Genomic DNA, 21,023 nt, shown 5'->3' on the forward strand with positions numbered 1-21,023 from the left:
TGCATTATAAAATATGGTACTATTAGCACAACTTCTATCTGGTTAGTTTTTCAAGACTAAAATTAAAGAAAATAAGTATTTTTACATATGGCAAATAAAAAACTAATTGAAGTTGATGGCTTGAATATTTCATTCTTTAAAGAGAACATTGAAAATCAGATAATAAAACATATTTCCTTTTACGTTCAACCCAACGAAATCGTAGCCGTCGTTGGAGAATCTGGTTCAGGTAAATCTATTTCTTCATTGGCTTTAATGGGTTTGTTGCCGAAACAAATTTCCAAAATTACCTCTGGGTCTATCCTATTTGAAAATAAAAATCTGGTTGACTTATCCGAAAAAGAATTCCAAGCTATAAGAGGTAAAGAAATCGCCATGATTTTTCAGGAGCCTATGAGTTCTTTAAATCCGTCCATGCGTTGTGGAAAACAGGTTGAGGAAATCTTAAAACAGCATTTTAAATTATCGTCCTCAGACATAAAATCTGAAGTTCTCAATCTTTTTGAAAAAGTAAAATTGCCTAATCCCGAACGTATTTACAAAGCCTATCCTCATGAAATTTCAGGCGGCCAAAAACAACGTGTGATGATTGCGATGGCCATTGCATGTAAACCAAAATTATTGATTGCTGATGAACCTACAACAGCGCTGGATGTTACCGTTCAAAAAGAGATATTAGATTTGTTAAAAGACATTCAAACGGAAACCAAAATGAGCGTTTTGTTTATTTCGCATGATTTGTCTTTGGTTTCTGAATTGGCAGATCGTGTTTTAGTAATGTATCAAGGTAAAATAGTGGAACAAGGTACGACTGAAACCATATTTAATGATCCACAACATAATTATACCAAAGCATTAATTGCAGCACGACCCTCTACGGATTTCCGTTTGAAACATTTACCCACGATTTCAGATTTTATGAAGGATAAGGTGAGTAAAACCATTATTTCCGATACTGATCGAACTGAAAATCACAAAAAACTATATGCTCAAGCGCCTTTGTTGGAAGTGATTGACGTAGAAAAAATTTACCTCTCAAAAACAGGCTGGTTTTCTAAAGATGAACCTTTTAATGCTGTTGATGGCGTAAGTTTTAAAGTATTTCCTGGCGAAACCTTAGGTTTGGTTGGCGAATCTGGTTGTGGAAAATCGACTTTGGGAAATGCGATTTTACAATTAGATAAAGCCACTTCTGGTCGCATTTTGTACAAAGGAAAAGACATTACCAATTTGAGTACTTCGGAAATGCGAATGTTACGGAAAGAGATTCAAATTATATTTCAAGATCCGTTTGCATCTTTAAATCCACGATTAACCGTTGGTAATGCAATTTTAGAACCTATGAAAGTTCATAATATTGGTACGTCCAACAAAGCCCGAAAAGAAAAAGTTATAGCAATTCTTGAAAAAGTAGGTTTAGACGCTTCGGCTTTTGATCGTTATCCACACGAATTCTCTGGTGGGCAACGTCAACGTGTTGGTATTGCAAGAACGATTGCTTTAGAACCTCAACTTATTGTTTGTGACGAATCGGTTTCGGCATTGGATATTTCTGTACAAGCCCAAGTTTTAAACTTATTGAATAATTTAAAAGCACAGTTTGGTTTTACCTATATATTTATTTCGCACGATTTAGCAGTCGTGAAATATATGGCAGATCAGCTGCTAGTAATGAATAAAGGTAAAATTGAAGAAATTGGCGATGCCGATACTATTTATGCTTCACCAAAGCAAGCTTACACAAAAAAGCTAATTCATGCTATTCCAAAAGGATTATAGCATGAATACTTTTTTTGCTAATTTAAACACATTTGAGACTAACTCTAAAGTGTTTTCTAGAACTGAAAATTCGTTTTCTTTATTAGAAGTAGGTTCTGGTAAAGTAGATTTAGTTTTCATAAGCTGTAATTCATGGTAGATTTAGGGCAAAAAGGCAAATTGCGGTTTATGTTAAATCAAGTTAATTTCAGTTCTATTCGTTTGGGATAGCAATATGAAACTTATTTTCAATTAATCAGTCTAAATACGTTATAAATCGTTGAAATACGTTATTTTTTAACATTTAACAAGTTATATGAAGTTTTTTCGCACAAAAAAACCGCTAGAATTAGCGGCTTCTATTTTAGAATATAAATTGTTTTAAATTTTCATTTCAGGAATCTCCCCTTCAATTATCATTTCTCCTTCGGTTGCCTTTTTAATGTCTTCAACAGAAACTCCTGGCGCGCGTTCCAATAGTTTAAATCCATTAGGTGTAACTTCTAATACGGCCATATTTGTTACTATCTTCTTCACACAACCAACACCAGTTAATGGTAATGAACAGTTTTTCAACAACTTAGAAGCGCCTGCCCTATTGGTATGCATCATGGCCACAATGATGTTTTCTGCACTTGCCACTAAATCCATAGCGCCTCCCATGCCTTTAACCATTTTTCCTGGAATTTTCCAATTTGCTATATCGCCATTTTCTGATACTTCCATTGCTCCAAGTATGGTTAAATCAACATGTTGACCTCGTATCATTGAGAAGCTCATGGCAGAATCAAAAAATGAAGCGCCTGGTAATGTTGTAATGGTTTGTTTTCCGGCATTGATAATATCGGCATCTTCTTCACCTTCAAATGGAAATGGACCCATTCCTAAAACGCCATTTTCACTTTGAAATTCTACTTCTATATCATCTCTTACATAATTAGCTACCAAAGTAGGTATTCCTATGCCTAAGTTGACATAGTAACCATCTTGTACTTCTTTTGCTATACGTTTTGCTATTCCGTTTTTATCTAACATCTTTTAAAGTTATAAGTTATAAAAAAGTGCCTAAAGTACTTAGAGTTGAAATGTGCTTGAAGTATGGGCACTTGTCGGTTCATTACTATTTATATGCTTATGGTTTATGTGTTTGTAGCATTACTATTTATAAGTTTATAAGACTGATTCGCAAAACTTTAGGCACTCTAAGTACTTTTAACTTTTTGGCCTAACAGTCCGTTGCTCAATTCGTTTTTCATAGGTCTCACCTTGAAAAATCCGTTGCACAAAAATTCCAGGAATATGTATTTGGTTAGGATCTAATTCGCCTACTGGCACCAATTCTTCAACCTCAACGACAGTAATCTCTGCAGCACCACACATATTAGGATTAAAGTTTCTGGCTGTACCTTTAAAGATAAGGTTTCCGGCCGCGTCGCCTTTCCAGGCTTTGATAAAAGCGAAATCAGCCTTAAACGCATGTTCCAAGACATACATTTTTCCATCAAATTCGCGTACTTCTTTGCCTTCTGCAACTTCTGTTCCGTAACCAGCTGGTGTAAATATGGCAGGAAATCCAGCTTGTGCTGCTCGACAACGTTCTGCTAATGTGCCTTGCGGTATTAGCTCAACATCTAGTTCACCTGATAACATTTGGCGCTCAAACTCATCGTTCTCTCCAACATAAGATGAGATCATCTTTTTAATCTGTTTTTGATGTAACAGTAAACCTAAGCCAAAATCATCTACTCCTGCATTATTGGAAATACAGGTCAGTCCTTTAATATTTAGTTTTACGAGTTCGGCAATGGCATTCTCGGGAATTCCGGATAGACCAAAACCACCGAACATAAAGGTCATATTATCTCTTACACCTTTGAGTGCATCAGAAATATTATCCACTTTTTTATTAATCATAGCTAGAAATATTTTGCTTCTGAAAAATACGAAACTAAGTTCTAAACCAATAATTAAAAATCATAAAATAAAGGTGTGACTATTGAAGGTTTTTAAAAATCGAAGTCCACGGGTTCCTCAGGATCATCATCGCTACCAAGATCACCTTCGTCCCTGGCTTCGCAGTCGACATCAATTTTTAAATTTGAAGGTTTCTCGAACTCTCCACCGGAAACATCCAAGGTCTTATCGGCGTAACAGGCTTTCATATATAATCCCCAAATTGGCAAGGCCATAGAAGCACCTTGACCATATTGAATATTCTTAAAATGCACAGCTCTATCTTCTGCACCAACCCAAACACCTGTGACCAAGTTGGGCACCATGCCCATAAACCAACCATCACTTTGGTTTTGAGTCGTTCCTGTTTTACCTGCAATTGGATTTTTCAATTCGTAAGGATACCCTGTAATAATTTCTTTATAAACAGCATTCCATTTATCAAAACCACTATGTCTTAATCGTCTACCAGAGCCTGCTTGTGTTACACCCTCCATAAGATTTACAGTTACATAAGCCACTTCTTCACTAAGAACATCTTTACTCTCTGGCGTAAACTGATATAAAATAGTACCATTTTTATCTTCAATACGAGTCACCATTACAGGTTTATTGTAAACCCCTTTATTCGCAAACGTAGAATAGGCCGCAACCATTTCGTAAACACTAATATCTGGCGTGCCCAATGCAATTGCAGGTACTGGTAAAATATCTGCCGAAACACCCAATTTTTTAGCCATTTCCACAACAGGTTGTGGTCCTATTTCATTAATTAAACGTGCCGTAACCGTATTGGTAGAACTTGCTAATGCGTCTTTAAGGGTTTGTTTTCCGGAATAATTACCATCAGAATTTTTCGTAGTCCAAGCTTCTGGATTTCCGAATTTATTGGCTTCAATAGTAATTGGTGTTCTTGGAAATGAATCGCAAGGCGAAAATTGCAATTGGTCAATGGCTGTGGCATACACAAAAGGCTTGAAAGTAGAACCCACTTGTCGTGCACCTTGCTTAACCATATCGTATTGAAAATGCTTATAATTCATGCCTCCAACCCACGCTTTTACATGACCTGTTTGCGGATCCATAGACATCATTCCTGGACGTAAAAATGATTTATAATAACGCATGGAATCCATAGGTTTCATTATGGTATCCACTTCACTTGCTTTACCATCTATCCATTTAAAAACCGTCATTTGTGTTGGTTTTTCAAATGAAGCTCTAATTTCTTTATCTGATTTTCCTTGACCTTTTAGAATTCTCCAACGCTCTCCACGTTTCATGTGTTCATTCATCAAGTCTTTAATTTCAGAATTGCTGAGCTCTAAAAATGGTGCGGTCTTATTTCTGTCTGGAGTGTTTTGGTGATCAAATTCGGCTTGTAATCTCGGCATATGCTGAGAGATGGCGTCTTCAGCATATTGCTGCATGCGTGAATCTATTGTTGTAAAAACTTTAAGTCCATCAGTATATAAATCGTATTTACTTCCATCTGGTTTTCTATTAGCTTCGTCTTTCGCCCAGTCCTTCATAAATCCTCTGAGATACTCTCTGAAATAAGTGGCAATGCCTTCGCGATGTGATTCTGGCGAATAATTTAAATCCAATTCTGTGTTTTGAAGTGAATCTTTTATGGATTGTGAAAGAAATTCATATTTATTCATTTGAGCCAAAACAACGTTACGTCTGTTTTTGACACCTACAGGGTTTCGCCTTGGGTTATAAAGTGACGAATTCTTGAGCATTCCAACCAGCATTGCAGATTCCTTAATATCTAAATCTTTAGGTTCTTTTTTAAAGTATATACGAGAGGCAGAACGAATACCATCTCCATTATTACCAAAATCATAGATATTTAGGTATTGAGCAATAATTTCCTCTTTGGTATATTGACGCTCTAATCGAATAGCAATAACCCATTCTTTTATTTTTTGAAAGACACGACCAAACTTATTTTCAGAGACTTGCTTTGTAAAAAGATTTTTAGCCAACTGCTGAGAAACAGTACTTGCTCCACCTCCACTTCCTAATTTAAAAATCGCTCTAAGAGTACCTCTACCATCAATACCTGAATGATCATAAAAACGAACGTCTTCTGTAGCAATTAAAGCATCCACTATATTTTGAGGTAAATCCTCATAACCTATTGGCGTTCTATTGTCATCAAAATAGAATTTCCCCAGTGTTTCACCATCAGATGAGATAATCTCAGTTGCTAAATTAGTTTCAGGATTTTCCAATTTGGTGTGATCTGGCATTTCTCCTAAAGCTCCCCAAGATGCCAATAGAAATAATAATACAACCGCTAAGATGCCACCTAAAAATACCATCCAAAACCAACGTACATACTTTGAATAATCTAAAGTTTCTGATTTAGATTTCGTTGTTTTCTTTTTTGCCATAATTACTACTTTTGAGCTTTTTCTACTCTAAAACCAATATCTGTTATACCTTCTAAATTCTCAACACCATCAACATCGCCATTGTTTCGCATAGCATGTTGAATGTTTACTTGGTAATCACCTTCTTCATTAAATTTAAATGGGTCTTTATAACCTCTAAACCATAACTTATTTTCCTTCAAATCTGAAAAACCACTTCCTAAAAGTTCTCCATTTGGCGCTGCCATTTTATATTCCAATGTGTCCTTAACGGCTTTTCCGTTAGGGTAATTTAATTCTACAATAAGAAATAAATTACTGAATTTATAAGCGTTGGTATTTCTTAGATTAACGTACAAATTATAATTTTTTGTGGTATCGGGAGCTTTAAAATTAAAACTGGCAATAGAATCCTTGTGCCATTTATTTGGAACTGATTTGTACCTATCAAACGCAGCATCGGGGTCGCAACTTGTGAATAAAAAACAACAGATTACAACCAAAACTAACCTATGAGTCTTTTTTAGCATTTGAATTGGCTTTTGGTTTTTGTTTGCGGTTTCGATTTTGGGATTTATTTTTGGTGTTACCGTTTTTATTCTTGTGGTTTCGGTTCTTATTATTTTTCTTATTCCTATTGTTTTTACGTTTCTTATTCGATTTTGGACCATCAAAACGCGTTAAACTATCTTGACCTACAACGTTCTCAAACTCAGTTTTAGTATCCTGAATGTGCTCTGCAGCATATTCCTCAAGACTTGCGACCTTTTCTTTTTTCTTGTTTTTTTCTATGATTTCATTGGCTTGGTCTGTAGTGATGATGTGCCAATTCATCCATTCCCCTTCATATGCATACCATAAGAGTCCTTTAAAAATGTCCGTTTTTTGGCATACGGCATTTCCTTTTTCGGTATATAATTTAGTATCGTTTTTTGGAAAGGCTTTTAAAGCATCCAAATATGCATCCAATTCATAATTAAGACAACATTTTAATTTACCACATTGTCCTGCAAGTTTTAGCGGATTTAAAGACAATTGCTGGTAACGCGCTGCAGATGTACTAACTGATCTAAAATCGGTGAGCCAAGTAGAGCAGCACAATTCCCTTCCGCAGGATCCAATGCCACCAAGTCTTGCTGCTTCTTGTCTAAAGCCGACTTGTTTCATCTCAATGCGTGTTCTGAATTCGCGAGCAAAGACCTTGATTAATTCCCTAAAATCGACACGTTCTTCAGCAGTATAGTAAAACGTCGCTTTGCTGCCATCGCCTTGAAATTCGATATCCGAAATTTTCATTTTCAGATTTAAATCAATAGCAAACTGACGTGCTTTTACCTTCATTGGTTCTTCTTTGTCTCTAGAAGCGGACCAAATATCAATATCCTTTTGTGTTGCCTTTCGGTAGATTTTCAGAACATTTTCTGCGTCGTCAAGCTTTACTTTTTTACGCTTCATTTGTACACGTACCAGTTCACCAGTAAGTGTAACCATGCCAATATCATGACCAGACTTTGCTTGTGTTGCCACAATATCTCCAATACTCAGTGTAAGGTTTTCGGTATTTTTATAATAGTGTTTTCTGCCGTTTTTAAAACGAACTTCAACGCCAATAAAGGGTTCTTGTCCATTTGGAAGCGACATGTTGGCTAACCAATCAAAAACAGTAAGTTTATTGCAGCTATCTGTGCCGCAAGTTCCGTTGTTTTTGCATCCTTTTGGTTGGCCATCTTTACCAGTTGTGCAACTGTTACAAGCCATAAAAAATTTATATATTAAATCTAAATCTTTAAAAAATTTAGATACAGGATTCGTAAATAATTAATGAGTAAAGATAAGATTATTTATTCAGAAAATTAATTGGACACTCGACTGAGATTTTAAATTAAACTTAAATACATTTAACTTTCTCATATTGTGATGATTACATATTTATGCTCACATTTTCAAATTTTTCCGATATAACTATGAACCAAAACATTAATTCATTATGAAAACTAAAATTACAACAATTGTATTAATGCTATTCTTTTTAAGTTTTAGCAGTGCTCAAAATCTCGGACTTCCATTGCAGGAAGGTGGTGAGCGTAATTCTGTCACAATTAAATCTCCATGTTTAACTATAGAACAAAGAGATGCGATTAAGCAAGAACTAAAATCTAATGTTGAAGCACTTCAACGTCAAAATAAGTTAGCTTATGATGCAAATACAGCAAGAGGAGGTCATCCACTTTTTATTTGGCCCGTTCAAAAAGCCAGCACTGTGACTTATAATGATGTCTGGTCAATTTCTGGTCATGTAGATCATAATTTGGCATTTAATAATAATCTCTTGGATTATAATGGAGGTACAAAAACTTATGATACTTCTGACTATAACCATCAAGGCCTCGACATATTTACTTGGCCATTTACTTGGCATTTAATGGAGACGGATGGAGTTGAAATTGTTGCAGCAGCTCCTGGTCAAATAATAGCAAAAGGCGATGGGAATTTTGATAAGAGTTGCAATTTTAACACTACAACACCTTGGAACGCCGTTTATGTTCAGCATAATGATGGAAGTGTTGCATGGTATGGCCACATGAAAAATGGATCAACAACGACCAAAAATGTAGGAGATATGGTAACTGCTGGAGAATATTTAGGTATTGTAGGTAGTTCAGGAATTTCTACTGGACCTCATCTACATTTTGAAGTTTACACAGACAACTCATATACACAACTAGTAGACCCTTACCAAGGCGCACATAATAGCATGAACAATGATACTTGGTGGGCAAACCAAAAACCTTATGTCAATCCCAAGATAAATGCCGTATTGACTCATAATGAAGCTCCTATCGTGTTTCCTAATTGCCCAACAACAGAAACGCCAAACTTAAGTAACACGTTTGATACTAATGACACCGTTTTTTTTACTGTTTTTGTAAGAGATCAAACTGCGGGTGATAATATTACCCTTGAAATTCTTAGACCAGACAATTCGTCTTTATTTGGTAATTGGAACATCACCGTACAAACTACAGCAACCTATTGGTACTATCTTTATTCTTACAATGGTTATTTTAATATGAACGGTGACTGGACTTGGAAAGCTACTTTTGGAGGAGAAACTGTAAGCCACACTTTCAATGTTTCTGGAGCATTAAGCGTTAATGATGAAGCATTTAAAGACACTTCAATATATCCAAACCCTTGTAATGATATTGTAAACATTAATTCTACGACCAAAATAACTAAAGCAAATGTAGTAGATGTGTTAGGTAAAACCGTTCATATGGTTGACGATATGGCTGAAGAGGGTATCAAGAAATTAAACTTAACACAACTTTCTAAAGGCCTATATTTTGTAACTCTTGAAGGAGAACAGGATCAAAAGAAAACTATTAAATTGATTAAGAAATAAAGCTAAATGTCAGACTGAGCAAAGTAGATAGGTTTATGTGTAAAACGGACTTCGACTTACTAAGTATTGCGTGAGCTATCTTCAGTCAAAATATATTTTAACCTTGCTAATACTCAGTCTGACATTAATTTACATTTAAGGATTTGAAGACTCAAAAATATTCCTCAAATCCTTTTTATATGGTAAATGATCTGCGCGTCCTTTTTTGAAAATATCGTTACTATTCCCTTGACCTTTTCGTAATGCTTTTTGCGCTTCGTAAGGCAATCTATTTATGTCCATGCAATTTGTAGAGCAGCAATTTTCCATTTTTTCTTTGCAGTCTTCACATTGGATGAATAATAGATGGCAAGCTTCGTTTGCACAATTGGTATGTAGATCTGCTGGTTTTCCGCATTGGTGGCAATTGGCAATGACATCTTCAGAAATGCGTTCGGATCGTCTTTGGTCGAATACAAAATTCTTACCAATGAATTTATTATCCAAACCTTCGGCTTCAATTTGACGAACGTAATTTATAATACCACCTTCGAGCTGAAACACATTTTTAAATCCTTTATGCTTGTAATAGGCGCTAGCTTTTTCACATCGAATGCCACCTGTACAGTACATCACCAATTTTTTGTCTTCTTTGTGTTCCCTTAAGTCCTCTTCAATTAAGTCGAGAGATTCCCTAAAGGTATCCACATCTGGAGTTACAGCATTTTTAAAATGACCTATTTCACTTTCATAATGGTTTCGCATATCTACCAAAACCGTATCGGGATCTTCAATAAGTTCATTAAACTTTTCTGCGTTAACATGTATTCCTTTATTAGTAACATCGAACGTAGCATCATTTAATCCATCTGCCACTATTTTATTTCGGACCTTAACTTTCAGTTTTAAAAAGGCAAAATTGTCGTGCTCAATAGCAATGTTCAATCTTACATTCTCTAAAAACGAAATGGTGTCTAAGTGCTTTTTAAATGGTTCAAAGTTTTCTGCGGGTACAGATAGCTGGGCATTTATGCCTTCGTTCGCCACATAGATTCTTCCCAAGACCTCTAATTGATCCCAAGCAAGAAATAAGTGATTTCTAAAAATTTCGGTATTGTTGATTTTGGCGTACTTGTAGAAAGAGATGGTTAAGCGTTCTTTTCCCGCTTGTTCAATGAGTTCTGCTCTTTCCTTAGCACTTAAGTTATTGTACAGTTGCATGCTATACTAATTTAAGAGTTAAAGATTTTAAATAAAAGACATAAGACCGATTCGCTTTTAGAACCAAGAAACAAGACTTAACCGTTATCAATTGACAATTAGTTGATAAATTATGTTCTGGATCTCAATAAAAAGTTTTTCTATAAAAATGAGCAACCCCTTATTAAACCTTACGCTCTTTAGATGCAAAGGTATTGTTTTTAGTGAAAAGGCTTGACATTAATCACAAAAAAAGCACCTTGAATAATTCAAAGTGCTTTTAAGATTAACTTATCAACCTAAAACTTAAACTAAAAGTTAATCTTCATGGGCTTGACAGTTACTGAGGGATTAATTCCAAATAGATCTTAAAATTTACTTGGTTTAACGGTAACTGAAACACCTAATGTTTTACTAAAACTGTTGAGAAATAATTCGCTACTCAACTCTAAAGACAACTTTAGAGTTTTTAAGTAGCGCATTTCATAGCAATTTTTTCCTTTTTCATTTAGTAGATGCAAAAAGTGTAAAAGGGTTGCGTTAAAAATTTAAAAAAGATAAAAGGCCGCTTATTTATGGAAGACTATGCCGTTATTGAAGCAGGAATAAAGGTGGTCTACTTAAATATGCATCATCAATATGTTATCAGTTTTAGAGCCTTGAAAAAATTTAATTATGATTCAACTAAAAAAAGAAATACCTAGAAATACTATAGTGGTATCGCATAATAAATAAAGCTAATTTATATAAAGTAAGATTTCATTTTAAAAAGCTAACAAAATTTTAAAAGCTCAACCAAAATGAAAACATTTTTTAATGGACATGAATGAAAAAATATTTAAAAATAGCCGTATTTTTGAAGACAGTTTAATTAAGAATTTCATCTTAAGTTTTACTTTTACCTTCAAAATTAAAAATCAAGAAAAATTCTAAGAAAAAATATAATATAATGAGTAGTGAAAAAGATGCGAAATTAAAAGCTTTAAAACTAACTTTAGACAAGTTAGATAAAGCTTATGGAAAGGGAACAGTAATGAAAATGAGCGATCAGGCTGTGGTAGATGTAGATGCTATACCTTCAGGCTCATTAGGATTAGATATTGCATTAGGCGTTGGTGGGTATCCGAGAGGTCGTGTGATTGAAATATATGGCCCAGAATCTTCTGGTAAAACAACCTTAACCCTTCATGCAATTGCCGAAGCACAAAAAGCAGGTGGTATTGCTGCATTTATTGATGCTGAACACGCTTTTGATCGTTTCTATGCCGAAAAATTAAACGTAGATATTGATAATTTAATTATTTCACAACCTGATAATGGCGAGCAAGCGTTAGAAATTGCGGATAATTTAATTAGATCTGGTGCTATCGATATCGTGGTAATTGATTCTGTTGCTGCTTTAACGCCAAAAAGTGAAATTGAAGGGGAAATGGGAGATTCTAAAATGGGTCTGCACGCCAGATTGATGTCACAAGCGCTCAGAAAATTAACCGCTTCGATAAGTAAAACCAATTGTACGGTAATATTTATTAACCAATTACGTGAAAAAATTGGCGTGATGTTTGGCAACCCAGAAACCACAACTGGAGGTAATGCCTTAAAATTTTATGCTTCTGTACGTTTAGATATTAGACGTTCTACGCAGATTAAAGATAGTGACAGTAATGTTAGGGGAAACAAAACCAGAGTAAAAGTGGTAAAAAACAAAGTTGCTCCACCATTTAGATTGGCTGAATTTGATATTATGTACGGCGAAGGCATTTCTAAAGTGGGAGAAATTTTAGATATTGCTGTAGAACATGATATTATTAAAAAGAGTGGTTCTTGGTTCAGTTATGGAGACACCAAACTAGGTCAGGGACGAGACGCCGTAAAGATGCTCATTAAAGATAATCCGGATTTAATGGATGAATTGGAAGAGAAAGTGAGAGCTTTTATTAATGAATCGAACTAAGAAAATTAAAAATCCTGTTAAAACCAGGATTTTTTTAGTTTTAGACGCAACCCTTTTATGATTTTTGCATCTACAGCATAGAAAATATTATATTATGAAAAGATATGCCCTTTTAGTCTTTGCTTTTATCTCATTGTTTACATCCTGTAGTCTTGACGATGACGGCACTAATTATTCAGGTACAGAGATTTTACCTATTGAAAGTGTTGTGATGCCCGAAAGTTTTGTTTTTGGCGAAACTTATGAAATTGAAATCACCTATGTTAGACCGTCCAATTGTTATCAATTTTATAACTTTTTCTATGACATTGATGGAAATGAACGTACTGTTGCTGTAATCAATTCGGTTTATATTGATGGTACTTGTGTACAGGACCCAGAATCTGTTACTGTAACTTTAAATTTTATGGTCAATTCGAATGAAACCTATTTATTTAAGTTTTATCAAGGACATGATGAAGAAGGAGAAGATCAATATTATTTAGTAGAAGTACCTGTTGAGGACTGATTACGCGATTCAAATGCCCTAGAAATAGACTAATTATTAATTAACTCAAGACCAATGTGAGTTTAGAACAACTCATAAAAAATTGTATTAATCAAGATGCTCAAGCTCAAAGCCAATTATACAAGCAGTATGCAAGTAAACTATTTTCGCTTTGTCTTAAGTACTCTAAAAACTATGCGGAAGCGGAAGATAATCTGCATGATGCATTTATAACTATTTTTAGTAAAATAGCACAATATAAAAATAAAGGGTCTTTTGAGGGTTGGCTCAAACGAATCGCCATGAATACAGCATTGCAACGCTACAGGGAAGATGTTGGTGTTTATGACATTGTTAATGAAGGTAATATTAAAGATGTAGAAGTAGATATTAATGAAAATGATGTTGGTATTGAGTACTTACTGAAAATCATTCAAGAGTTGCCAGACAGATATCGATTGGTATTTAACTTATATGTTTTAGATGGGTATTCCCATGTTGAAATTAGTGAGTTGATAAATATTTCAACCGGCACCTCAAAATCTAACTTAGCGCGAGCAAGAATGATTTTAAAAGAAAAGATAGAAGCCCATAACGCGACCCCAAATTCGCAGAGTTTATAAATAATGGACGATAAAAAAAACATAGATAGACTTTTTCAAGAAAAATTCAAGGATTTTGAGATAGCACCTAATGATACCGTTTGGAATCGTATCAGCGAAAGTCTACCTAAGAAAAAGAAAAAACGACGGGTTATTGCACTTTGGGGGCAACTTGGAGGCGTCGCAGCTGTAATTGCACTTTTGCTAACTGTTGGTGTTTCTCTATTTAACTCTGATGATAATAACGCTCAAGATTTTCCTGTTGTAAATACAGGAGATAACTCAGAAAAGACTAATACAAAGACGTCATCTGATGAAAGTCTAAATGAGTTGAATACTGCTGAGAATAACCATACTAAGGTTGTTGATTCAAACTTAGATTCAGAAAAAGAATCCAATTTGAAAAATTCTGATGATGATTCAACTCCAAAAACATACCCTTCGAATTCAAACCCATTAATAAACCCTAACAATTCGAATCAAAAATCGAATGTAGTGGTTACTAATTCTAAGGTAGAAGAAAAAACGAAAGCTTCTCAAAAACGCAGAAGTCCATCAACATTAGAAGATGAGCAGCATATCACAAAAATTGCCAATGAAACGAATTCTAATTCTACTTTAAAAACTGACGAAAAGTTACTCCTAGAGAAAAATGATAAGTCGTTGTTAAATGCAGAATCCGATAGAAAATCGGCAATTAAAAAGACCATTGAAGACCAAAAAACGGCTGTGGCAGATAATAAATCCTCAGAAAAAGAAATATCTGAAAGTTTAAATTTAGTTACAAACAAAGCAGAAACTTCTGAACCTGAAAATTCACTTATTGAAGACCTCAAAAAAGAATCTATCGAAGCTGCTATTGCAGAAAATAACGAAACTACAGATGAAGAAGAAAAAGAAGATGAACGAAACAGGTGGAGCATTGCGCCAAATGTTGCGCCTGTTTATTTTAGCTCTTTGGGTCAAGGCTCTTCATTGGACCAACAGTTTAACGACAACGCTAAAAGCAGTGACGTTAATATGAGTTATGGTATTACTGGTAGTTATGCTATTTCAAAGAAATTAAAAATTAGAGCTGGTGTTAATCGTGTAAACCTAAACCAAACCACTACAGATGTATTTGCTTTTACTGGGCCAGCAACAGCCGCAAGAGGTGTTGAAGCTCGATTCGGTAATATTTCATTTAGTGAAGGTGAACAACGCGTATCGCTTATGAGTTCTACATTGATGAATAGATCTTCTACACCAGAATTAATCAATTCTAAAGTCGCGGGCAATATTGAACAAAAATTTGGTTTTATTGAAATACCTATTGGATTAGAATATGCCGTATTAGACAAAAAATTTGGGATTAACGTAATTGGTGGTTTTAGCACCTTTATATTAAATGACAATGAAATTTATGCCGACGTTGATGGCACTTCAACATTAATTGGAGAAGCAAATAATATTAACGCTACTAGTTTTAGTGCCAATTTTGGTTTGGGAATGGATTACAATCTTTCAAAACAATGGAATTTTAATCTTGAACCAACCTTTAAGTATCAATTAAACACATTTAATAATACCACAGGAGATTTTAAACCTTTCTTTGTTGGTGTTTATACAGGATTAAGTTTTAAGTTTTAGGTTAGTTAGGTTATTGCAAAAAGCTATGATGAATGCAATGATGACAAAAGCTACTCTTGGTTGGAGTGGCTTTTTTTTGTGCTTAAGCCATTTGTAAGTGCCTTCCAAATGATCGTTCTAACGTTTTCATTGAGAGTTTTTGTGTCTGCAATAGTTAAACCTTTCGTAGGGATAAATTTATGAATCTTGGCGCGCATTTTCCCAGGACTACCACTAAAAAAAACATAAGAAAAACGCTTTTTATTATCGTAAAATGTAATGGGCACCACAGGAATTTGATGGTTTACCGCCAAACGGAACGCTCCGTCTTTAAATTCGTCTAACAAAATATTTCCTTCTGGCACGCCACCTTCAGGAAAAATACAAATACTCAAGCCTTGTTTTAAGCGTCGTTGTGCCCTTAAAAAAACCGCTTGTCTGCTTTTGGCACTAGTTCTATCCACCAGAATACAGGTGCGTTTATAAAAGAATCCGAAGAGCGGGATTTTAGCCAACTCTTTCTTTCCAACAAATACAAATGGATTCTTAACCGCAACAAGCATCATCATTATATCTGCCATTGAAGTGTGATTGGCCACAAACATATAACTCATGTTTGGATCTGGCGTTTCTTCCCTTGTAATTTTATAGCCAAAACCCATACCAATTAAAATAAATTTAGACCATATACGAGCCAACTTAAAAAAGTATGGATACCATTGCTCTCTAGATATGGAAATAATCAATAAAGGAAACAGCACAATAATTGGAATGGCCACCAAAACATAGAACCAAATGCGATATAACAACCAGAATGGATATTTGAAAAATGCCATAGCACCAAAACTAGTTAATTTAAATGAGTTATCAATCGCTCTTCATAATTCTACTAAAAAAATTACCTTTGCTTTTTAGTGAAACTTTGTTTTGAAAAGTTACGAAGTAATGCATTCAAAATAGTTAGTTGAACTAATCCCGCTTTTTGGGCGGGATCTCTGGTTTAATAACTTGACACTTATGTCAATTTTTCAAGTTTCAGGGCTTATCCTGAGATTTAACCTTTAAGTTGAATTGAAGTTTAATTAAAAAGATACCTGCTTTCGCAAGTAATATTATGGCAAGAATACTAACAGGCATACAAAGTACAGGAACACCACATTTAGGCAATATTTTAGGTGCTATTTTACCAGCAATAGAAATGTCAAACGATGCTAAAAACGAATCGTTTCTCTTTATTGCAAATATGCACACCTTAACCCAAATTAAAGACGCTGAAGCGCTGAGAAATCATACCTATTCGGTAGCTGCAACTTGGTTGGCTTTTGGCTTGGATATTGAAAAAACCGTGTTTTACAGACAAAGTGATATTCCGCAAGTGACTGAACTGGCTTGGTATTTAGATTGTTTTTTTCCCTATAAAAGATTAAAACTCGCACATGGTTTTAAGGATAAAGCCGACCGTCTGGATGATGTTAATTCGGGTCTATTTATGTATCCTATGCTTATGGCAGCAGATATTTTATTGTATGATGCCGAAATTATTCCGGTTGGAAAAGACCAATTACAACATATTGAAATGACGCGTGATGTTGCTTCCCGTTTTCATACCAAAATGGGAGAGACGTTTGTACTACCTGAAGAAAAAATACAGGAACACACCATGCTCATTCCTGGAACGGATGGCGAAAAAATGAGCAAGAGTCGCGGTAATTTTATCAACATCTTTTTACCCGAAAAACAATTACGAAAAAAAATAATGTCTATTGAAACCGATAGCACACCACTTGAAGATCCAAAGGACTGGAAAACCTGTAACTGTTTTGCTATTTATAGTTTATTAGCTTCAGAGTCTCAAATAGCAGAAATGAAAGCGAATTACGACCGTGGCAATTATGGTTATGGACACGCCAAACAAGCTTTGTATGAATTGATTTTGGAGCGTTTTTCCCAACAGAGAGAACGCTACGATTATTACATGAATAATCTTGAAGAGGTTGATGCGGCTTTAGCTAAAGGTGCTGCAAAGGCCAAGGTTGTTGCTGATGCTGTTATGGGACGTGTTAGGAAGAAGGTCGGGTATTAAAATCAGACCAGGTTTTAAAAACATGAATGGTCTCCTATTTTCTAAATAACCTCAAACAACTTACCAGGCAAAGGCCTAACCACGCCTTTCAATTCCATATTCAATAACAATCCAGCGAGTTTATACGTTGGCATTTCGCATCTTAGCGCAATGACATCCAATAATTCCTTGTTGTTTTCTTTCAAGAAATTATAGATGATTTTTTCATCGGGTTCTAACTCTACAAATAATTTTTGTTGTACTGCTGGTTGTTTATCGGATTCCAGCTCCCAGTTCAACATATAAGGCACATCCAATGGATTGGACAATAAATGGGCTTTCTGGAATTTTATCAAATTATTACAACCGACGCTTTGGCTATCCGTTGTTCTTCCTGGTACAGCAAAAACTTCCCTGTTATATGAATTGGCAATATCTGCGGTTACTAAACTGCCACCTTTTTCTGCAGATTCTATAACAATTGTGGCTTCACTGAGTCCTGCAATGATGCGGTTTCGTTTTAAAAAATTATTTCTATCAAATGGATCCGTACTCCAAAAGTCGGTGTAAAATCCACCATGATTTTCAATATCTGGCACATATTTTTTATGCACTTTAGGATAAATCTGATTTAACCCATGGGCCAAACAACCAATGGTTTGCAGGTTGTGTTTTACAGCCGCTTTTTGCGCCGTAATATCGGTTCCTTAAGCAAAACCTGAAACAATAATTGGGTTAAATGGCGATAGCGCTTCCACCAATTTTTCACAAAAGGCAATACCGCTAGTCGTGATTTTCCTAGCACCAACAATACTGATTATGCGTTGCGCTTTTATATTAATATTTCCGGATTGGAACAACACAAGCGGTCCATCGATGCAATGTTTCAAACGTTCTGGATAGGTGTCTTCCGTAAAATAGTGTGCAGTAATAGCATTGTCCTTTATGAATTTTAATTCCTGTTCGGCTTCTTCCAGATGTATTTTATCATAAAGGCCTTCAATGGTAATAGTACCGATACCATCGATTTTTAAAAGCTTAGACTTTTTTTCAGTTAATACAGCTTCTGCAGAACCACAGTGATTTATTAATTTTTTAGCCGTTGTTGACCCGATTTTCGGAACATGCTGCAAGGCTAAAGCATAAATGAGTTGTTGGTCCGTCATTAAAAACTAGATGTTTGAAGAATTTAATCGCCTGTTCACGAATATAATTATTTAATTCTTAATGGATTGAAAATTAAGATGCTGTTTGTTTGAATAGAAAATAAATTACCACAATTTCATGATTAAATTTCTATAAGCAAATAAAATATTTAGGTATTTGTCATAAAAAAATGATTGTAAATCAATGACCTGTATAACTATTATTTTCTATGTTAATAACTAAACTTAACTTCACTTCGTTCAGAAATAAAAATTTTTAACTTTGCGTTAATATGCAGTTAGAGACTTACATTAGCGACCTTTTATACCGTTACGATTGTGTTACTGTTCCTGAGTTTGGAGCATTTTTAACACATCGTGTTTCGGCTAAAATTCACGAATCCACACACACCTTTTATCCACCAAAAAAAGCGTTATCTTTTAACGAGCAATTGCAACAAAATGATGGTTTGTTGGCTAATTACATTGCTGAAGTTGAAAAAATACCTTATTCAACGGCTTTAAATAAAATCTCTAAGCAAATAAAATCGATTAAATCGTATTTGGTTGAAGGGGAAACCATTCAACTTAAAAACATTGGAGAATTGGTGCTGAATGCTGATGGAAAAATTCAATTTGATCCATCTAGCCATATTAATTACCTAACTGATGCTTTTGGTTTATCTCACTTCACGTCTTCTGATATTACACGTGAAGTTTATAAAGAAACCGTTGAAACAATAGAAGAGACTGCACCTATTGCATTGACTCCAGAAAAACGATCTAATCGTAATTGGTTAAAATATGCGGCTGCAGCTGTTGTTTTAATAGGTCTTGGTGGTTTTGGTGCCGCGACTTATTACAATAATACGATTGAGAATCACAATCAATTAGCACAAGAGCAAGCCAATGAGCAACTCGATGCTAAGGTACAAGAAGCGACTTTTATAATCAGTAACCCTTTGCCTGCCGCCACATTATCGTTGGAAAAACAAAGCGGTAACTACCATATTGTTGCTGGTGCTTTTAGAGTAGAAGCTAATTCCGATAAGAAAGTAAAACAATTAAGGGAAAAAGGCTTTAAAGCACGTAAAATTGGTGCGAACCGCTATGGATTGCATGAAGTGGTTTATGCTAGTTTTGAAACCAGAAGTGAAGCACAGCGAGAACTTTTTAAGATTCGTCGTGAGCACAATCGTGATGCTTGGTTGTTGATAAAGCGTCTTAAGTAAGGTTAAATTTCAGACACGAATTTCACTAATTAATCTTTGCGGATACTTACTGTGATGTATGTTATTTTTTGACACGAATTTCACCGATTAAACCTTAAATTGTTACACTGAGATTCATAGAGGTTTCACAGAGATGCGTAGAGAAAAAAAAAAGTTGACACGAATTTCACTAATTTACACTAATCTTTGCGGATACTTACTTTGATGTGTTCTATTTTTTGACACTTATTTCACGGATTTAACCTGAAATTGTTACACTGAGATTCACAGAGGTTTCACAGAGATGCTCAGAGAGAAAAAGTTGACACGAATTTCACTGATTGACACTAATCTTTGTGGTTACTCACTGTGATGTATGTTATTTTTGCCACGTATTTCACGGATTTACCCTGAAATTGTTACACTGAGATTCATAGAGGTTTCACAGAGATGCGTAGAGAAAAAAAAGTTAACACGGATTTCACTGATTTACACTAATCTTTGCAGATAATCACTGCGATGTATGCTATTTTTTGACACAGCTTGTCCTGTTTTTTTCGGGAGGTTTCACGGATAAAAAAAGAAATATATTTGCACAATTCGCTCTGCGACTTTGCTTTCGAAAACTTTCGGTATGGTGAGAAAACTTCTAACTCCGTGCTTCGTGCTTCCAACTTCACCCTCCATTCTTCTTTTTCACTTTTCACTAATAATTAACCAACTTCATCCTAAAATCGCTCTATCTTTGCACAAATTTTAAACACCTATGCAATCTAGAACCGCATTTCAATCTAAAACTATAGTTACCGATTTGGTATTACCAAGCGAAACCAATCCTATCAATAATTTGTTTGGTGGCGAATTGTTAGCACGTATGGACAGAGCCGCTAGTATTTCTGCCCGAAGACATTCCAGACGGATTGTTGTTACGGCTTCAGTAAATCACGTCGCTTTTAATCGCTCTATTCCTTTGGGAAGTGTGGTAATGATTGAGGCTAAAGTATCGCGAGCATTTACCTCATCTATGGAAGTCTATATGGACGTTTGGATTGAAGACAGGGAATCTGGCGAGTGTATTAAAGCCAACGAAGCGATTTATACGTTTGTGGCTGTTGACGAAACTGGAAGACCTGTGAAAGTGCCAGAATTAGTACCAGAAACAAAATTGGAAAAGCAACGTTTTGATGCGGCTTTGCGTCGTAAACAATTGAGTTTACTTTTAGCTGGAAAAATGAAACCGAATGAAGCTACTGAGTTGAAAGCGCTTTTTGAGTAAG

Annotated in this window: 17 protein-coding genes and 1 pseudogene; 9 read left to right on the plus strand and 9 right to left on the minus strand. The window is 35.1% G+C overall.

Annotation, left to right across the window (positions count from 1 at the left end):
• Window positions 1-87 precede the first annotated feature (87 nt).
• On the plus strand, window positions 88-1,779 hold the full coding sequence (locus HM990_RS18340; RefSeq protein WP_178991198.1) for an ABC transporter ATP-binding protein: 1,692 nt from the start codon (window positions 88-90) through the stop codon (window positions 1,777-1,779).
• On the opposite strand, the gene HM990_RS19940 is transcribed toward HM990_RS18340, so the two are convergent.
• From HM990_RS19940 to HM990_RS18365, 6 genes are all read right to left on the minus strand, one after another.
• Window positions 1,774-1,899, minus strand: coding sequence for a hypothetical protein (locus HM990_RS19940; protein ID WP_262886555.1), 126 nt, complete (start codon window positions 1,897-1,899; stop codon window positions 1,774-1,776). The two genes, HM990_RS18340 and HM990_RS19940, sit on opposite strands and share 6 nt — an antisense overlap.
• 240 nt (window positions 1,900-2,139) lie before the next feature.
• Window positions 2,140-2,793, minus strand: a complete 654-nt coding sequence (locus HM990_RS18345; RefSeq protein WP_178991200.1) for a CoA transferase subunit B — start codon at window positions 2,791-2,793, stop codon at window positions 2,140-2,142.
• A 177-nt stretch (window positions 2,794-2,970) separates the two neighbouring features.
• Window positions 2,971-3,672, minus strand: a complete 702-nt coding sequence (locus HM990_RS18350) for a CoA transferase subunit A (protein ID WP_178991202.1) — start codon at window positions 3,670-3,672, stop codon at window positions 2,971-2,973.
• A gap of 92 nt (window positions 3,673-3,764) precedes the next feature.
• Entirely contained in the window at window positions 3,765-6,113 is a 2,349-nt protein-coding gene (locus tag HM990_RS18355; protein ID WP_178991213.1) for a penicillin-binding protein 1A, read from the minus strand.
• Window positions 6,114-6,118: 5 nt separating this feature from the next.
• A complete protein-coding gene (locus tag HM990_RS18360) occupies window positions 6,119-6,622 on the minus strand; it encodes a gliding motility lipoprotein GldH (RefSeq protein WP_178991215.1) in 504 nt (167 codons plus the stop codon).
• A complete protein-coding gene (locus HM990_RS18365) occupies window positions 6,603-7,850 on the minus strand; it encodes a PSP1 domain-containing protein (protein ID WP_178991217.1) in 1,248 nt (415 codons plus the stop codon). Before HM990_RS18365 ends, HM990_RS18360 begins: the two co-directional genes overlap by 20 nt.
• 229 nt (window positions 7,851-8,079) lie before the next feature.
• Here HM990_RS18365 and HM990_RS18370 point away from each other — a divergent pair, with 229 nt between their 5' ends.
• A complete protein-coding gene (locus tag HM990_RS18370; RefSeq protein WP_178991219.1) occupies window positions 8,080-9,498 on the plus strand; it encodes a peptidoglycan DD-metalloendopeptidase family protein in 1,419 nt (472 codons plus the stop codon).
• A 135-nt stretch (window positions 9,499-9,633) separates the two neighbouring features.
• Here the strand turns inward: HM990_RS18370 and trhO are convergent, their stop codons facing one another.
• Window positions 9,634-10,698: an oxygen-dependent tRNA uridine(34) hydroxylase TrhO gene (gene trhO, locus HM990_RS18375; protein ID WP_178991221.1), complete on the minus strand. Its 1,065-nt coding sequence runs from the start codon at window positions 10,696-10,698 to the stop codon at window positions 9,634-9,636.
• Between the two features lie 928 nt (window positions 10,699-11,626).
• Between trhO and recA the strand changes: the two genes are divergently transcribed.
• The 4 genes from recA to HM990_RS18395 all read left to right on the plus strand — a co-directional run bounded on the left by recA (window position 11,627) and on the right by HM990_RS18395 (window position 15,349).
• On the plus strand, window positions 11,627-12,631 hold the full coding sequence (gene recA, locus HM990_RS18380; protein WP_178991224.1) for a recombinase RecA: 1,005 nt from the start codon (window positions 11,627-11,629) through the stop codon (window positions 12,629-12,631).
• Between the two features lie 94 nt (window positions 12,632-12,725).
• Window positions 12,726-13,139: a hypothetical protein gene (locus tag HM990_RS18385; RefSeq protein WP_178991227.1), complete on the plus strand. Its 414-nt coding sequence runs from the start codon at window positions 12,726-12,728 to the stop codon at window positions 13,137-13,139.
• Between the two features lie 56 nt (window positions 13,140-13,195).
• Window positions 13,196-13,741 carry an RNA polymerase sigma factor gene (locus HM990_RS18390; protein WP_178991229.1) on the plus strand — a complete coding sequence of 182 codons (546 nt, stop codon included), beginning with the start codon at window positions 13,196-13,198 and terminating at the stop codon, window positions 13,739-13,741.
• A gap of 3 nt (window positions 13,742-13,744) precedes the next feature.
• A complete protein-coding gene (locus HM990_RS18395; RefSeq protein ID WP_178991231.1) occupies window positions 13,745-15,349 on the plus strand; it encodes a hypothetical protein in 1,605 nt (534 codons plus the stop codon).
• A 50-nt stretch (window positions 15,350-15,399) separates the two neighbouring features.
• On the opposite strand, the gene HM990_RS18400 is transcribed toward HM990_RS18395, so the two are convergent.
• Window positions 15,400-16,164 carry a lysophospholipid acyltransferase family protein gene (locus HM990_RS18400; protein WP_178991233.1) on the minus strand — a complete coding sequence of 255 codons (765 nt, stop codon included), beginning with the start codon at window positions 16,162-16,164 and terminating at the stop codon, window positions 15,400-15,402.
• Window positions 16,165-16,442: 278 nt separating this feature from the next.
• Between HM990_RS18400 and trpS the strand changes: the two genes are divergently transcribed.
• Complete coding sequence (gene trpS, locus HM990_RS18405) at window positions 16,443-17,411, plus strand: tryptophan--tRNA ligase (protein ID WP_178991235.1); 969 nt, start codon at window positions 16,443-16,445, stop codon at window positions 17,409-17,411.
• Window positions 17,412-17,452: 41 nt separating this feature from the next.
• Here trpS and dprA read toward each other — a convergent pair.
• Window positions 17,453-18,556, minus strand: a pseudogene (gene dprA / locus HM990_RS18410) (DNA-processing protein DprA).
• A gap of 272 nt (window positions 18,557-18,828) precedes the next feature.
• Between dprA and HM990_RS18415 the strand changes: the two are divergent.
• Both HM990_RS18415 and HM990_RS18420 read left to right on the plus strand, forming a co-directional pair.
• On the plus strand, window positions 18,829-19,767 hold the full coding sequence (locus HM990_RS18415; protein WP_178991237.1) for an HU domain-containing protein: 939 nt from the start codon (window positions 18,829-18,831) through the stop codon (window positions 19,765-19,767).
• A gap of 745 nt (window positions 19,768-20,512) precedes the next feature.
• Window positions 20,513-21,022: an acyl-CoA thioesterase gene (locus HM990_RS18420; RefSeq protein WP_178991239.1), complete on the plus strand. Its 510-nt coding sequence runs from the start codon at window positions 20,513-20,515 to the stop codon at window positions 21,020-21,022.
• The last annotated feature ends 1 nt before the right edge of the window (window position 21,023 follow it).

Source organism: Winogradskyella schleiferi (assembly GCF_013394655.1).
Taxonomy (GTDB): domain Bacteria; phylum Bacteroidota; class Bacteroidia; order Flavobacteriales; family Flavobacteriaceae; genus Winogradskyella; species Winogradskyella schleiferi.

Coding starts and splice junctions, on each gene's coding strand:
- HM990_RS18360 (WP_178991215.1), bottom strand. CDS start 6,622: ATGCTAAAAAAGACTCATAGGTTAGTTTTGGTTGTAATCTGTTGTTTT.
- trhO (WP_178991221.1), bottom strand. CDS start 10,698: ATGCAACTGTACAATAACTTAAGTGCTAAGGAAAGAGCAGAACTCATT.
- recA (WP_178991224.1), top strand. CDS start 11,627: ATGAGTAGTGAAAAAGATGCGAAATTAAAAGCTTTAAAACTAACTTTA.
- HM990_RS18385 (WP_178991227.1), top strand. CDS start 12,726: ATGAAAAGATATGCCCTTTTAGTCTTTGCTTTTATCTCATTGTTTACA.
- HM990_RS18340 (WP_178991198.1), top strand. CDS start 88: ATGGCAAATAAAAAACTAATTGAAGTTGATGGCTTGAATATTTCATTC.
- HM990_RS18370 (WP_178991219.1), top strand. CDS start 8,080: ATGAAAACTAAAATTACAACAATTGTATTAATGCTATTCTTTTTAAGT.
- HM990_RS18350 (WP_178991202.1), bottom strand. CDS start 3,672: ATGATTAATAAAAAAGTGGATAATATTTCTGATGCACTCAAAGGTGTA.
- HM990_RS18400 (WP_178991233.1), bottom strand. CDS start 16,164: ATGGCATTTTTCAAATATCCATTCTGGTTGTTATATCGCATTTGGTTC.
- HM990_RS18415 (WP_178991237.1), top strand. CDS start 18,829: ATGCAGTTAGAGACTTACATTAGCGACCTTTTATACCGTTACGATTGT.
- HM990_RS18395 (WP_178991231.1), top strand. CDS start 13,745: ATGGACGATAAAAAAAACATAGATAGACTTTTTCAAGAAAAATTCAAG.
- HM990_RS18355 (WP_178991213.1), bottom strand. CDS start 6,113: ATGGCAAAAAAGAAAACAACGAAATCTAAATCAGAAACTTTAGATTAT.
- HM990_RS19940 (WP_262886555.1), bottom strand. CDS start 1,899: ATGAAAACTAAATCTACTTTACCAGAACCTACTTCTAATAAAGAAAAC.
- trpS (WP_178991235.1), top strand. CDS start 16,443: ATGGCAAGAATACTAACAGGCATACAAAGTACAGGAACACCACATTTA.
- HM990_RS18345 (WP_178991200.1), bottom strand. CDS start 2,793: ATGTTAGATAAAAACGGAATAGCAAAACGTATAGCAAAAGAAGTACAA.
- HM990_RS18365 (WP_178991217.1), bottom strand. CDS start 7,850: ATGGCTTGTAACAGTTGCACAACTGGTAAAGATGGCCAACCAAAAGGA.
- HM990_RS18420 (WP_178991239.1), top strand. CDS start 20,513: ATGCAATCTAGAACCGCATTTCAATCTAAAACTATAGTTACCGATTTG.